At 70.7% G+C, this 13,711-nt stretch carries 9 protein-coding genes and 3 pseudogenes; 7 read left to right on the top strand and 5 right to left on the bottom strand.

Annotated features, from left to right (window positions below; translation table 11 throughout):
- Nucleotides 1-156: 156 nt before the first annotated feature.
- Nucleotides 157-303, top strand: a pseudogene (locus tag ACGFWI_RS28500) (IS5/IS1182 family transposase); the annotation flags it as partial.
- A 144-nt stretch (nt 304-447) separates the two neighbouring features.
- Here ACGFWI_RS28500 and ACGFWI_RS28495 read toward each other — a convergent pair.
- The 3 genes and pseudogenes from ACGFWI_RS28495 to ACGFWI_RS28485 all read right to left on the bottom strand — a co-directional run bounded on the left by ACGFWI_RS28495 (nt 448) and on the right by ACGFWI_RS28485 (nt 1,859).
- The gene (locus ACGFWI_RS28495; RefSeq protein WP_393908899.1) at nt 448-663 is read right to left on the bottom strand and encodes a DUF6243 family protein; all 216 of its coding nucleotides are present in this window, start codon (nt 661-663) and stop codon (nt 448-450) included.
- A gap of 287 nt (nt 664-950) precedes the next feature.
- Nucleotides 951-1,364 (bottom strand): annotated as a pseudogene (locus tag ACGFWI_RS28490) (transposase); the annotation flags it as partial.
- Nucleotides 1,365-1,421: 57 nt separating this feature from the next.
- Nucleotides 1,422-1,859, bottom strand: coding sequence for a VOC family protein (locus ACGFWI_RS28485; protein WP_393908898.1), 438 nt, complete (start codon nt 1,857-1,859; stop codon nt 1,422-1,424).
- A 299-nt stretch (nt 1,860-2,158) separates the two neighbouring features.
- Here ACGFWI_RS28485 and sbnA point away from each other — a divergent pair, with 299 nt between their 5' ends.
- The 6 genes and pseudogenes from sbnA to ACGFWI_RS28455 all read left to right on the top strand — a co-directional run.
- Entirely contained in the window at nt 2,159-3,175 is a 1,017-nt protein-coding gene (gene sbnA, locus ACGFWI_RS28480) for a 2,3-diaminopropionate biosynthesis protein SbnA (RefSeq protein WP_393908897.1), read from the top strand.
- Between the two features lie 38 nt (nt 3,176-3,213).
- Complete coding sequence (gene sbnB / locus ACGFWI_RS28475) at nt 3,214-4,209, top strand: 2,3-diaminopropionate biosynthesis protein SbnB (RefSeq protein WP_393909006.1); 996 nt, start codon at nt 3,214-3,216, stop codon at nt 4,207-4,209.
- A gap of 3 nt (nt 4,210-4,212) precedes the next feature.
- Complete coding sequence (locus tag ACGFWI_RS28470) at nt 4,213-4,422, top strand: MbtH family protein (protein WP_393908896.1); 210 nt, start codon at nt 4,213-4,215, stop codon at nt 4,420-4,422.
- On the top strand, nt 4,419-5,156 hold the full coding sequence (locus ACGFWI_RS28465) for a thioesterase II family protein (protein ID WP_393908895.1): 738 nt from the start codon (nt 4,419-4,421) through the stop codon (nt 5,154-5,156). The genes ACGFWI_RS28470 and ACGFWI_RS28465 overlap by 4 nt, the downstream gene beginning before the upstream one ends.
- A gap of 13 nt (nt 5,157-5,169) precedes the next feature.
- A complete protein-coding gene (locus ACGFWI_RS28460) occupies nt 5,170-10,104 on the top strand; it encodes an amino acid adenylation domain-containing protein (protein ID WP_393908894.1) in 4,935 nt (1,644 codons plus the stop codon).
- 497 nt (nt 10,105-10,601) lie between these two features.
- A pseudogene (locus ACGFWI_RS28455) lies at nt 10,602-10,847 on the top strand (EamA family transporter); the annotation flags it as partial.
- Between the two features lie 103 nt (nt 10,848-10,950).
- Here the strand turns inward: ACGFWI_RS28455 and ACGFWI_RS28450 are convergent.
- Nucleotides 10,951-12,315: an MFS transporter gene (locus ACGFWI_RS28450; RefSeq protein WP_393908893.1), complete on the bottom strand. Its 1,365-nt coding sequence runs from the start codon at nt 12,313-12,315 to the stop codon at nt 10,951-10,953.
- 9 nt (nt 12,316-12,324) lie between these two features.
- Nucleotides 12,325-13,710, bottom strand: coding sequence for a hypothetical protein (locus ACGFWI_RS28445; protein ID WP_393908892.1), 1,386 nt, complete (start codon nt 13,708-13,710; stop codon nt 12,325-12,327).
- Nucleotide 13,711: the final 1 nt, after the last annotated feature.

Genomic DNA, 13,711 nt, shown 5'->3' with positions numbered 1-13,711 from the left:
ACATCCCCGACGAGGATCCAGACCTGGAACCGACGATCCACCTTCACAGCCACGACGAGCACGTCATCCCCTACGCGATCACGCACTGGTTCATGGAGCAGGTGGCCGACCAGGTTGAACGCTGCCGCACCGCGTTCGCGCAGGGGGAACCCGAGGCCCTTGTTCGCGGTGTCGAAGTCGGCAGCAGACCGCGTCATCAACCACCGCGGCCCTCTGCTCGCGCTCCAGCCCCGCAAGCGGTTCCGCAAAGACACCGTGCTCATCGTGGACGGCACCCTGGTGCCCACCCGCGACCACACGGTGACGGGGCTGCTGATCTGCGGCTGCCCCGGCTGGTCGGCCGAGAGCTGAGCGGGACCGGCCGCACCCGGTACGGCAGCAGAGCCCGGACCGCGCGTCGCGGTCCGGGCCCTGCCCCATGCGGTGCCGCCCTGCGGCGGCGGTGCGTCAGCTCTGTGCGGTGTCGTCGCCCGCCTGCCCGGCGCCCTCAGCTGCGGCTGCCTTCTCGCGCATCTTGCGCACCAGCTCCGCCTTCTGGTCGGCTGCACCCTGGCGGTCGAGGTTGCGGTGCGGGCCGTTGTTCTGCCGTTCGGCGCGGGACAGCTTCTTGCGCTGGCCGCCGCCCATGCCCACGGGGTTGTTGATGTTCTTGCTCACGGTCACGGGTTCTCCCGGTAATGATGTGAAGTGATCTACGGATTCATCGGTGGGGGACGGGCGGCGACGTCGAAGGACGTCAGCAGGGGCCCGTCACGCTCTCACTCGTAAATCGGTGTCTGGAAGAACATGACAAAGAGATTACCCGGTTCCGTCGGCCCCGCACACCAACCTTTTCGCCGCCCCGGCGTCGGCCGGGCCTTCGGCGAGCGCCCGGGGTCAGCCGTTTCCTTCCGGGAATCTCAGCACCGCCAGCACCCGCCGGTGGTCACCGCCCGCCCGGGGCAGGTCCAGATGGGCGTTACTGGGCCGCCGCGGGCGGTGTCAGTGGTCGCGAGCACACTGGGGCGATGGCCATAGGTCATCTTCCAGGTCGCGGCCGCGTCCTCCTTGTCGGAGTGCGCGATCACCAGGACACCGTCGAGGTCGACCGCGACCTGTCCCCCGGCGTGCGGAGCGTGTTTGCCCGCCGGCGACCAGACCCGGTTACGTACCTCGGACCGTGCGGACCGGATGGCCTGCAGGGCCTTCTCGCGGGAGGCGGTAAGGACGTCGATCAGGCGGAAGACCGTCGGGGCGGAGACGACCGGGCCGAAGACGGCCGGCTCGCACCGCAGCATCGTGACATCCGCGAGGCAGTCACCGCCGAGTGCGACCGCCAGGGCGCCGTCCAGGAGGACCTTGCCGGGATCGTGTATAGCTCGGGGCTACCACCACGGGGGCTCGCCTCGTGTAGGCGCGAGGCTGATTGACCCGATCGGCCGTCAGTTCTTCTTCAGCTCCTCGGCGAGCATCACAAGGATGCCGCTGGGACCGCGGAGGTACGTGAGCTTGTAGATGTCCTCATAGGTCGCCACACCGCGAAGCGGACGGCAACCGTGCTTTGCGGCTACCTCAAGGGCTTCATCGATGTCGTCGACCGAGAAGGCGACGCGATGCATGCCAATCTCATTGGGACGAGTGGGCTTCGACTCGATCGCTTCGGGGTGGATGTACTCGAAGAGCTCAAGGCGACCGTGACCGTCTGGAGTCTGGAGCATCGCAATTTTGGCGTGATTGCCATCAAGGCCGACGGCAGTGTCGGTCCACTCACCACTGACCGTGTCACGGCCGACGACCGTGAGGCCGAGGTCGGTGAAAAAGGAGATCGTTGCTTCGAGGTCGCGAACAGCGATACCGACGTTCTCAAGTTTGATGGCCATGCGTCGCATGCTACCGAGCTGGGCCGATCAGGTACTGCCGGCAAGGACGCAGCCGTGTACCAGGAGGCCCGCCGGAGTATCGCCAAGCCCGATGCGTCCGCCTACTTCCTCAAGGGGGAGCTGGAGGCGACGAGCCCGACCTCGTGGACCTCACCCCGGCCGAGATCCGCCGTCTGCCCCGTCCGTCGTGGACGGTTGAACGGTTGAACAGCCCCTCTCTTATCCCCGACAGGCTTTTGTCGCACCGCGCTTGAGTCGCGATTGAGCCACCTCGATCGACCCCGTGCCACACTCGGCGCATGCTCCACAGGCGTGCTGATCAATTGCTGATCGAACGGACAAAGCAAATCCGCAGGGGTCTCACGGGAACCCCGCTGATTCCCCTGGCGGACGAGCGGTTCGACATCGTCGCCAAGCTGGAATTCTGCAATCCCGCCGGAAGTACCAAAGACCGTTCGGCACTGTGGATTTTGGAACAGGCAATCGGTCGCGGGGAGATAGCGCACGACACCACGGTGGTCGAGTCGTCGTCCGGCAATTTCGCGCTGGCCCTGGCTTTCTACTGCCGAATGCTAGGCATTTCGTTCGTCCCGGTCATCGATCCGAACTGCAACGAGGCCACCGAGGCTCAACTCCGGCTGCTGTGCGGGCGGGTCGAGAAGGTTGCCGTCCGTGATGCGGCGGGCAGCTACCTGAAGACCCGGCTGTCCCGGGTGCAGGAACTGCTGGTCGAACTCGACTCGGCCTATTGGCCCAACCAGTACGCCAATCCGGATGCCCGCGACGCGCATTACCGCTTCACCGCGCACGAGTTGATCGCGCAGGCCGGCCCGCTCGATTACCTCTTCGTCGGCGTGGGCACGGGCGGCACGATCGCCGGGCTCTCCCACCGGGTCAAGGAAACGTACCCGGGCTGCGTGGTCGTCGCTGTTGACACCGAAGGCTCGGTGATCTTCGGTGGCCCGCCGAAGAAGCGGCGGATCCCCGGCATCGGCTCCAGCATCGTGCCGCCGCTGTGCGGTCAGGCGCTGATCGACCAGGTCGAGATCGTCTCCGAAGTGCGCGCCGTCGAGGCCTGCGGCGCCCTGGTCGCCAAGTACGGCTTGTACGCCGGAGGTTCGACCGGCAGCACCTTTGCCGCCGTCCAGGACTACTTCGCTCGGCACCGTCCCGGCGCACACCGTCCCCGGGTCGCCTTCATCGCCGCCGACCGCGGCCATGCCTACGCCCAGACCGTCTACGACCCCACGTGGGTCCAGCAGCTGCGCGCGGAAGAGGTACAGCCCGCCGGCGTCGAAGCCCTGTCCGTCAGCTGAAGGAGAACCACCCCGTGTCCACCCTGGCCCCACCGCCCATGACCGTGATCGGCGCGGGCGATATCGCCGCCGAGACGGACCGTCACCGTCCGGAGCTCATCGAGGTCGTCCGAGCCGCCTACCTCGCGCACGACGCCGGACAGAGCTCGAACCCGCACAGCTCGTTCCTGCGCTTCCCGCACCAGAACCGGTCGCGCATCATCTCCCTGCCCGCCTATCTGGGCGGCGAGTTCGAGGTCGCCGGCAACAAGTGGATCGCCAGCTTTCCGGACAACACGCAGCACGGAATCCCCCGCGCCTCGGCCACGCTGATCCTCAACGACTGCGTCACCGGCTACCCGTTCGCCTGCATGGAGTCCTCGATCGTCTCGGCGACGCGGACCGCGGCCTCCGCGGTGCTCGGCGCGCAGACGCTGCTCGGCGCGCGCCGTGCCCGCCGAGTCGGCATCGTGGGCACGGGTCTGATCGCCCAGCACGTATGGCGGTTCCTGCGTGATCTCGACTGGGAGATCGACGGCTTCCGGCTCTTCGACCTCGACCCGGCGGCGGCGAGCCGCTTCGGCGTCGTCATGGCCGAGCACACCGAGGCCGAGATCGTGGTGGCCGACACGGTGGAGGACGCGTTCACCGACTGCGACCTGGTGGTGCTGACCACCGTGGCCGGCGAACCGCACCTGCACGACCCCCGGCTGCTGGCCCACAACCCGGTGGTCCTGCACCTGTCCCTGCGCGACCTCGCCCCCGAGATGATCCTCGCCGCCCAGAACTTCACCGACGACGTCGACCACGCCGTACGCGAGCGCACCTCGCTGCACCTGACCGAACAGCGCACCGGCAACCGGGACTTCGTCGACGGCACCCTCGGCGACCTGCTGCGCGAGCGGCTGCGCCGGGACCACGGACGCCCGGCGATCTTCTCGCCGTTCGGACTCGGCGTACTCGACCTCGCCGTCGGCAAGTGGGTGCACGATCGGGTCGTCGCCGCGGGCCGGGGCCGCCGCGAGAGCGACTTCTTCACCGGGGTGGGGGGCTGACGCATGAGCACCTCACCCGCCCCGCGCCCCGCCGAGGACCAGTACGTCGTCGTGGTGAACCACGAGGAGCAGTACTCGGTCTGGTTCGCCGAACGTGCCCTGCCCGCCGGCTGGACTGCCACCGGCGCGCAGGGCACCCGCCAGGAGTGCCTGGACCACATCGAGCAGGTGTGGACCGACCTGACCCCGCGCTCCGTGCGAGCGTCACGATGACGGCCGCTGACCTCGCAGCGGCCTGGCTGCGCGGGCTCGGCAGCCGTGAACTCACCGCGCAGCGGCGCCTGTTCGTCTTCCCGCACGCCGGAGCCGGCGCCTCCGCCTACCAGCTGGCGGCGTACCTGCCGGACACCGTCGAAGTCTGTACGGTCCGGTTGCCCGGCCGGGAGGCCCGGTTCGCCGAACCGGCCCTGACGTCCCTGGACGAGGCCGTGGCCGCGCTCGCGCCGCTCATCGCGGACCACACGGACCTGCCGTACGCCTTCTTCGGGCACAGCATGGGATCTCTGATCGCCTTCGAGGCGGCCCGGCGGCTACGTGCACTCGGCACGCGCCTACCCGACCGGCTGTTCCTGTCGGGCATGCGCGCCCCCGGCCTCCCGGACCGCGACCCGCGGCACACGCTGCCGGACGACAAGCTGCTCGCCACAGCCGAATTCGACGGCGTGGATGCCGAGTTGCAGGAGCTGCTGCTGCCGCTGCTGCGCGCTGACCTGACGCTGTGCGAGACGTACACGCCCCGGGCCGAGGCACCCCTGCCCTGTCCCCTGACCGTTCTGGCCGGCTCGGACGACGACAGCGTCGACGGGACGGAGCTCGCCGACTGGCGCAAGCACACCTCGGCCGACTTCGAACTGCACCTGTTCCCGGGTGCCCCCCACCTGTATGTGCGCGGCGCGGAACGACAGCTGGCAGAGACGATCACGCGCACCTTCCCCGCACGGGGCTGAGAAAGGATCGTTCATGGCGCCGACCACCCTGGTCGCACTGTGGGAGCAGCAGGCAGCCGCGACACCCGACGCGGTCGCCGTCGTCGCGGGAGCACACCGCGCCACCTACGCCGACGTGGACCGCCGGGCCACGGCACTCGCCGCCGAGCTGCAGGCACGCGGCATCGGACCGGAAGACCTGGTCGGCGTCTGTCTCGGCCGCTCGGTCGAGATGGTCGTGGCCCTGCTCGGCGTCCTGAAGTCGGGCGCCGCATACCTCCCCCTCGACCCGAGCTACCCGGCCGACCGGCTGCGGCACATGACCACCGACTCAAGGGCCGGGCTGTGGCTGTGCGACGCGGACCAGCGCGGGCAGGCCCTGGCGTCCGGCGTGGCCGACGTCCTGCTGGTCGAGGATTTCCCCGCGGAACCTGCCGCACCGGTGGCCCCGGTGGTACACCCGCACCACCTGGCTTACGTCCTCTACACCTCCGGTTCGACCGGCCTGCCCAAGGGCGTGGCCGTCGACCACGCGGCGATCGCCTCGTTCCTGCGGAGTGTGGCCGAACGCCCCGGCCTCGGGGCGGACGACCGGGTCCTCGCGCTGACCCCGCTGTCGTTCGACATCTCGATACTGGAGCTGTTCCTGCCGCTGACCCGGGGAGCGACGGTGGTGATGGCCCCGCGCGCCGCCAACACCGACCCCGAGCTGCTGGCCGCCACCATCGCCGAGGCGGGTGTGAGCGTCGTCCAGGCGACCCCCACCACCTGGCGGATGCTGCTGGCGTCCGGCTGGACGGACGGGCACGGCCGGGTACTGCTGTCGGGCGGTGAGCCGCTCGATCCGCAGCTGGCCGGCGACCTGATCGCCACCGGCGGCACCCTGTGGAACCTGTACGGGCCGACCGAGGCGACGGTGTGGGCCACCGCCGCCCGCATCGACACCGTGGCCGACCGGGTCACGGTCGGCACGGCCCTGTCCAACACCCGGCTGCACGTCGTCGACGAGGGTGGGCGGGAGGCCGGCCCAGGAGTCACCGGCGAGCTGTGGATCGGCGGCGCGGGCGTGGCGCGCGGCTACCTCAACCGGCCCGCGCTGACCGCCGACCGGTTCGTGCCCGACCCGTTCGGGGACGCCTCCGGGCGCCTGTACCGGACCGGCGACCTCGCCCGGTGGTCCGCCGACGGCATGCTGGAGGTGCTGGGACGCAACGACCACCAGGTCAAGGTGCGCGGCTTCCGCATCGAGCTCGGCGAGATCGAGGCCTGTGTGCGCAGCCACCCCCTCGTCACGGACGCGGTGGTCGTCGTCGACCGCGAGGCAGCCGGCGGCGACCAGTTGGTGGCGTACCTCGTGCCCGCGCACGACGCGCGGAACGTATCCGAGGACCTGCCCCGCCAGGTCCGTGACCACCTCGCGCAGCGGCTGCCCGCCCACATGGTGGCCCAGGGCTACGCAGTGCTCGACGCCCTGCCCCGCACCCCAGCGGGCAAGGCCGACCGCGGCGCCGTGCGGCGGATCCCGCACGGCCCGGTCCGGGGTAGCGGGCCGATGCCCGACGACGCCCCGCTGCCGCCGCACACCGCGGCGGTGCGCCGGGTGTGGGCCGAGGTGCTCGGGCTCGACGACGTGTCCCCGTACGACGACTTCTTCGGCCTGGGCGGCCAGTCGCTCACCGCGGTACGGGTCGTGGCCCGGCTGCGTGCGGAGCTCGGCGTGCCGGTCGACGCCCAGTCGGTCTTCGCCCATCCGACGCCCGCCACGCTCGCCGCCGCCCTGGACGGCGTGGCGCCCTCGGACGACGAGCCGATCCCCGCGGCCGCGACCGCCGAACTCTCCTTCGGCCAGGAGCGGATCTGGTTCTTCGAGCAGCTGAACGGCGCAGTGCCCGCCTACCACCTGCCGGTCGCCCTGGGCCTGCCCGGCGGGCGCGTCGACCTGACGCTGCTGACGGACTGCCTGTCCGCGCTGCTGCACCGGCACCCGGTGCTGCGCACGGCCCTCGCCGCCGTCGACGGCCGGGTCCGACCCGAACTGCGCGAGCCGGGACCGGTGCCGCTACGCTGCACCGAGGTCGCCGAGGAGGACCTGGACGCGCTGGTGACCGAGCGCATCCGTGCCCCCTTCGCCCTCGACCGACCACCGCTGCTGCGCGCGGACGTGCTGCGCACCCCGACCCGTGACATCACGTTGCTGACGATTCATCACATAGCGTGTGACGGCGCATCGGTGGACCTGATGGTGCGGGAACTGGGCGAGCTCTACACGGAGCTCGCCGCCGGCCGCCGCCCCGCCCCGGCGCCGCTGCCCGTGACGTACGCCGACTACGCGGCCTGGCAGCGCGAGCGACTCACCGGCGCCGAGCTGGCGCGGCTGCTCGACCACTGGCGCACCCGGCTGTCCGGCGTGCCCGTCCTGGAGCTGCCGACCAGCCGACCCCGGCCGGCCGTCGCGAGCCACCGCGGCCGCCGCGAACTGCTGCGCATTCCTGCCGACTTGGCGCACCGGCTGCGCACGCTGTGCCGGGCCGAGGGCATCACCCTGTTCATGGGCCTGCTGGCCCCGTTGCAGGTGCTGCTCGGCCGGTACGCCGACGAGAGCGATGTCGCCGTCGGCACCCTGGCAGGCGGCCGGCCGCGCCCCGAACTGGACGAGGTGGTCGGCTACTTCGTGAACACCATCGTCCTGCGCACCGACCTGTCCGGCGACCCGACCTGGCGCGAGCTGCTGGGCCGGGTCCGCGAGGTCGCGCGGCAGGCGTACGCGCACCAGGAGTTGCCCTTCGAGAAGCTGGTGGCGGAGCTGAGCCCGGAGCGCGACCTGAGCCGCAACCCGCTCTTCCAGGTGCTGTTCGCCCTGCACGAGGAGCCGAGGGCCGGTCACCTCACCGAGCTGTACGACCGCAAGGAGCTGGAGGGACGGCTCGGCACCGCCCGCTTCGACCTCGCCCTCGACGTGACGGACCACGCCGCCGGGACCGGTGACCTCAGCATCTCCGTCGAGTACGCCACCGACCTGTTCGACGCGGACTTCGTCCGGGGCCTCGGCCGGCACTTCCTGCGGGTGATCGAGCAGATGGTGTCCGGCGCCACGGCCCACCTGTCCGAGCTGGAGATCGTCTCGGCCGACGAGCTGCGCGCCCTCTCCATCGGCAACCGGACCGGGCCGCTGCCCGAGCCGACCACCCTGGTCCGCCTGTGGGACCGCCAGGTGCGGACCACCCCGGACGCGATCTGCGTCGTGGGCGACGGCCGGTCGCTGACGTTCGCCGAGACCGACGCGCGGGCCTCGGCCCTGGCCCGGGAACTGCGGGCCGGGGGCGTGCGCCCCGAAAGCCTGGTCGGCGTCTGCCTGGAACGCTCGGTGGAGCTGGTGGTCGCCCTGCTGGGCGTACTGAAGGCGGGCGGCGCCTACGTCCCGCTCGACCCCGGCTACCCGACGGACCGGCTGCAGTATCTGCTGGCCGACTCGGGCGTACGCCTGGTCGTCGCGGACCCGGCGCACCCCACCTCGGCCCTGTTCGGCGACGGCGTGCGGCTCGTGGCGGTGGACCAGGAACCCGGGGCGGACCCCGGGCCGGCCGAGGAGGCACAACCGCACCACCTCGCCTACGTGATCTACACGTCCGGCTCGACCGGCAACCCCAAGGGCGTCGCGATCACCCACGCCAACATCACCGGGTTCCTGGAGTGGAACCAGCGGCTGTGCCGGCTCACCGGGCGGGACCGGGCCCTGCTCAACCACTCGGTGGCGTTCGACAACTCGGTCTGGGAGATCTTCCAGTGCCTGGTGTCCGGCGCCGAACTGCACCTGGCGAGCCCCACCGCCGCCTACGACCCCGAGGAGTTCCTGCGAGAGGTCGCCGAGCGCGGGATCACCACGCTCAACGCGACGCCCTCGCAGATGCGGATCCTGCTGGAGTCCGGTACGGATCCCGCTCCGCGACTCGCCTCCGTACGCCTGGTGTTCACCGGCGCCGAGGCCGTGCCGCACGATGTGGCCCGCCGCATCCTGTCCTCCACCGCGCCGGGATGCCAGGTCTTCAACGAGTACGGGCCCACCGAAGCGACCGTCACCTCGGCGTTCTGCCCGATCACCGAGGAGCTGCTCGACCGGCACAGCCATCGCCCGAGCGTCCCGTTCGGCCGGGCGACCGACAACGCGCACCTCTACGTGCTGGACCCGCAGCTGCGCCCGGTCGCCCCGGGCTGTCGCGGCGAGCTGTACGTCGGCGGCGGCGCGGTCGGCCGCGGCTATCTCGGCCGGCCGGCCCGCACGGCCGGGGCGTACCTGCCCGACCCGTACGCCGCGGAGCCCGGCGCCCGTATGTACGCCACGGGCGACGTGGTCCGGCTGCTGCCCGACGGAAATCTGGTCTTCCTGGGCCGCAACGACCACCAGGTCAAGGTGCGCGGCTTCCGCATCGAGCTCGGCGAGATCGAGTCCGCACTCCAGAGCCACCCCACCCTCGCCGACTGCGTGGTGGCCGTGCGCCGCACCCGCACCGGCGTGGACCAGCTGTCGGCCTACCTGATCCCCGAGCACCCCGACCGACCCGCCCCGGACCCGGCGGAGCTGCGCGCCCACCTGGCGCAGCAACTGCCGCCGTACATGCTGCCGCAGAGCTACACCGTGATCGACGAGATCCCCCTCACCCCGAACGGCAAGGTCGACCGGGACGCACTGCCCGATCCACGCCCGGTGCCCGCCCCGGCCCCCGCCACCCGCCGGGCCGTCACCAAGCAGCAGCTGCTCGTCGCCGAAGTGTGGCGGGAGTGCCTGGGCGTCGAGGAGGACTTCGGGCCACAGGACGACTTCTTCGACGTCGGCGGCACCTCGTTGACCATCACCACGGTCGCGGGCCGGCTCGGCGAGCGACTCGGGCGCCGGGTCCCGCCGGTCCTGGTCTTCCGAAACCCCACCATCGCGGGGCTCGCCGAGGCCCTGGAGGCGGACACACAGCGATGAGCAGCACCAACGGCGCGAGCGTCGGCCTGGTCGACGCCTATCCGTCGAGTCACGCGCCGGCGTAGGCGTTCCTGAACCGCGGCTGCGCCGTCGTCCGCGTACAGAGCACGGCGGAGGCAGGGCGGCGGGACTGCGCGGCGCGCGGCAACTGCTCGTCGAGTACGTCGGATCGCTGAGGGACTTCCCTCGCGAGGCCGGCGGCCGGATCGTGGTCGAGCCGCCGGCGCGGCGCGGTGAACGACGGGGTGAGCGTCCGGCGACACCCCCGAGGAGTCGGCGGTCGCACTGACGCCTGCGCTCGGCCGTGGCTCAAGGACTCGGCCGGGTGGCTGTTGCCGCTGCCTCCCGGCGAGGAGCCGATCCCCTCCAGCGGCTGCCTGGCCGAGGGCGGACACCCGCCATCTCTGTGCGCCACCGGTCTCTCGACGAGGCGTGGCCGTTCCTCACTTCCTCCGCCGAAGACCGGCCGCCGCTGGGAGAGAGCCCGGAGAAGAACTGGCTCCGGCGCCGGGGAGTGGACGGGGCTGCTGTTCCTGTCCGTGCTGTGCACGCTGCTCGCGCTCTTCGTGCAGATGTGGGCCGTGCGCCGTACGTCCCCGTCCCGGGTCAGCCTGCTGCTCGGCACGGAACCGCTGTGGGCCGCCGCGGCCGGCCTCGCGCTCGGCGGCGAACGGCTCGGCGCGCTCGGCCTCGCGGGCGGCGCGCTCGTGCCGGCCGGGACGGCATGGGGCCGCGGGGCCGCGGGCCGACGCATGGCGAACACGGGAAACGCCGACCGCCGCCCGGTGTGCTGCCGGGCGGCGGTCGGCGTGAAGCGCGGTGCACGCTCCACAGGCGCGGGCAGACTCAGCCGACGGGGTCGCCGTCGAGCTGCTGCACGGGGGCGACGTCCCCGGTCGGTGCGGCCTCGCTCGTGACCGCGGGCCGCCGGTCGAGCCCGATCACGAGCGGTACGGCCAGCACGCTGATCGCGGTGAGGAACACCCAGGGCAGCGCCGCGCCGCCCTCCAACAGCGCTGTGAGCAGCGCCGGGGCGAGGGCACCGCCGATCGACCAGGACAGCTGGTAGACGCCCAGATAGCGGCCCCGCAGATGCTCGGGCGCCATCACCACGCTCAGTTCGCTGGTCGGCGGCGAGCTGAGCATCTCGGCCACGGTGTAGAGCACCATCGCGATCAGCAGCCCGGCGATCACCGCCCAGCCGGGCAGCACGAGCAGCGTGCCGAAGACGACGAACGCCGCCGCGTTGAAGAGCAGGGCCAGCACCAGCACCGTCACCGGTCTGCGGGCCTCGATCCACCGGCTGGCGAGCGTCTGGAGCAGCGCGACCATGACCGCGTTCAGCACGACGACCACGCCGACGATCCAGGCGCCGACATCGAGGTTGTCCACCGCGTAGACGGCGAGCAGCACCGAGATCACCGTGGAGGCGAAGACGAAGGAGATGTTCGTCGCGACCAGTCGCAGATACCGAGTGTCCTTCAGCACGGTGCGATAGCCGCTCGAGGGCTGTCCGGTGGTTTCGCCCGCCGCCTGCTCCGACTGGGCGGGCTTCGGCTCCGCGGGCCCGGCGCCGGCCGCCTCGCTCGTGTCCGCGCCCCGCAAGGTGATCATGAGCCAGCCTGCGACGGCGAAGGTCACCACGTTGATCACCATGACCGCCTGCAGCCCGGCGACGGTTCCGATGCTCAGGGCCACCGCGGACGCGGCGCCGCCGAAACCGACGCCGACATTGCGCAGGGCACGGACGAAGCCGAACCAGCGGGCCCGCTCGACGCCCCGGGCGACCAGCACGATGAGCGGGCTGTTGCCCATCCAGAAGGCGGTGGCACCCAGTTGCACCACGAACTGCCACAGCACGATCTGCCAGGCCGCGTGCGAGAACAGGAAACCGATGAATCCGGCCGCCGAAATCCAGTTACCCGCAGCGACCACGGTGCGCGGACCGTATGTGTCCAACAGGCGCCCGATAAAGAGCGGAACGGGCAGGACGAGCAGCTGGCCGACGGTCAGCGCGGCGCCGACGGCGACCAGTGACAGCGACGTCGTCTTCACGAAGAAGACGACGGTGAACGCCATCACCAACCCGTTTCCCAGGCTGTCGATCAGATTGGCCGTGACGAATCGGCCTTTTCCCGCGAGGTCCGGCAGGCCCCAGGCCGTCTGAATCCGCCGCCACGCCGAAGGCGCGGGGGAATGCTGCGGCATCATGTCTTCTCTTTACTTCGCTGGACTGGCAGGCACTTCGCCCCAGACGGGCAGCTCGCTCTGATGGAAGACGGCCGCGCTGCGCGCCTTGGCGTGCGCCATGATGCCGATGACACTGCCCGAACCGGCCGGCACCGTCTTGGCCCATGCTCCTGCCCAACCATGCGGGGTGTAGAACATGCCATAGGCCGCATGCCATTCCTCGGTTTCCCCGGATACCGGGTCCACCACGAGCTCAGGCCGGGGGATCACTCTCTCCTGTACGACACATGCTTCGGCGGCAGAGTTCTCCAGAGCCCGCCGCCACGTGGCGTCGTCCGTTTCCCAGCCCACCACGACGCCGGCTCCGCCGCCGCGCGCGTTGACCTTCAGGATCAACTGCTCGCGCCGCGCCAGGCATTCGTCGACGAGGTCGGTGTCGGTCTTGAGCGCGTCAGCATCGATCAGTCGGGTCCAGGGCAGCACCCGGTCGATGAGCCGGCATTCGTCCTCGCTGAAGTTGCGTCGCCGCGCCGGGTCCGAAAGCAGCGCCATACAGGCCTTGTTGGCGAACATGTTGCTGGAAAGCGGGGTCCACAGCAGCGTCCCGCCCGCCCGGTGCGCACGCAGCAGGGGTGCGACCAGGTCCCAGCCGTCGGGTTCCTCGGCGATCTGGTCCGGGACGAAGGCGCGGTAGACCACGTCGATCTTCGTGTCCCCGAGGTAGAGCGCCTCGCCGCGCTCGTGCACGTCGGAGACCTCGGCCACCAGGATGTCCAGGCCCGCCGAGCGCAATGCGGACTGGAAGTTGAGCCACTGCTCGCCGTAGTCCTTCAGACCGCCACGCCATTCCAGCATGGCCACCACCGGCTCGCGGCCGGGTGCCACCCGGGCGCCGAAGCGGCGCAGCACCTCCACCGCGGCGCGAGCGGGATCCACATAGCCGAGCCGGTTCCGGCGCGCGAAGTCGGCGAAGGCGTCGACCTCCATCGTCGCCCGGGAGATTTCACCCGCGACGCCCCAGGCGCCGGACTCGCTCCCCAGATTGAACTCAAGAAGTTTGAATGAGGTGCCGTCGTGGTACATGTCGGCCCGGCCAAAGTAAGGCGGCACTAGGTCACCGAACTTCCGTATCGTTTCCCAGCGGCCGTCGCTGATGCCGAGCACCGACCGGAATGCTTCCAGATCGCCGCCGAACATCCGGTCCGGCAAGGAAAGGAGTGTTTCGCCGAGGTGCTGCAGGTCATCGGCGAACTCACGAATCTCACGCTCGCCGACGAAGAGGGGCCTGGCCAAATACTCGCTATGCCAAGATGCGAGCGTCGGGAAGTCCTTGACGTGCCGGGCGACCGTGGGCAATTCGCTGCCCGGTATACGGAACTCCTCGTTGTACTGGGCCGTTACCCGCTCCGCCGACATG

Source organism: Streptomyces sp. NPDC048434, from assembly GCF_043200375.1.
Lineage (GTDB): Bacteria > Actinomycetota > Actinomycetes > Streptomycetales > Streptomycetaceae > Streptomyces.
Note: the sequence above shows the minus strand (reverse complement) of the source record. Positions and strands in the feature narration are given on the sequence as shown.

Coding starts and splice junctions, on each gene's coding strand:
- sbnA (WP_393908897.1), top strand. CDS start 2,159: ATGCTCCACAGGCGTGCTGATCAATTGCTGATCGAACGGACAAAGCAA.
- ACGFWI_RS28460 (WP_393908894.1), top strand. CDS start 5,170: ATGGCGCCGACCACCCTGGTCGCACTGTGGGAGCAGCAGGCAGCCGCG.
- ACGFWI_RS28465 (WP_393908895.1), top strand. CDS start 4,419: ATGACGGCCGCTGACCTCGCAGCGGCCTGGCTGCGCGGGCTCGGCAGC.
- ACGFWI_RS28450 (WP_393908893.1), bottom strand. CDS start 12,315: ATGATGCCGCAGCATTCCCCCGCGCCTTCGGCGTGGCGGCGGATTCAG.
- ACGFWI_RS28485 (WP_393908898.1), bottom strand. CDS start 1,859: ATGGCCATCAAACTTGAGAACGTCGGTATCGCTGTTCGCGACCTCGAA.
- sbnB (WP_393909006.1), top strand. CDS start 3,214: ATGACCGTGATCGGCGCGGGCGATATCGCCGCCGAGACGGACCGTCAC.
- ACGFWI_RS28445 (WP_393908892.1), bottom strand. CDS start 13,710: ATGTCGGCGGAGCGGGTAACGGCCCAGTACAACGAGGAGTTCCGTATA.
- ACGFWI_RS28470 (WP_393908896.1), top strand. CDS start 4,213: ATGAGCACCTCACCCGCCCCGCGCCCCGCCGAGGACCAGTACGTCGTC.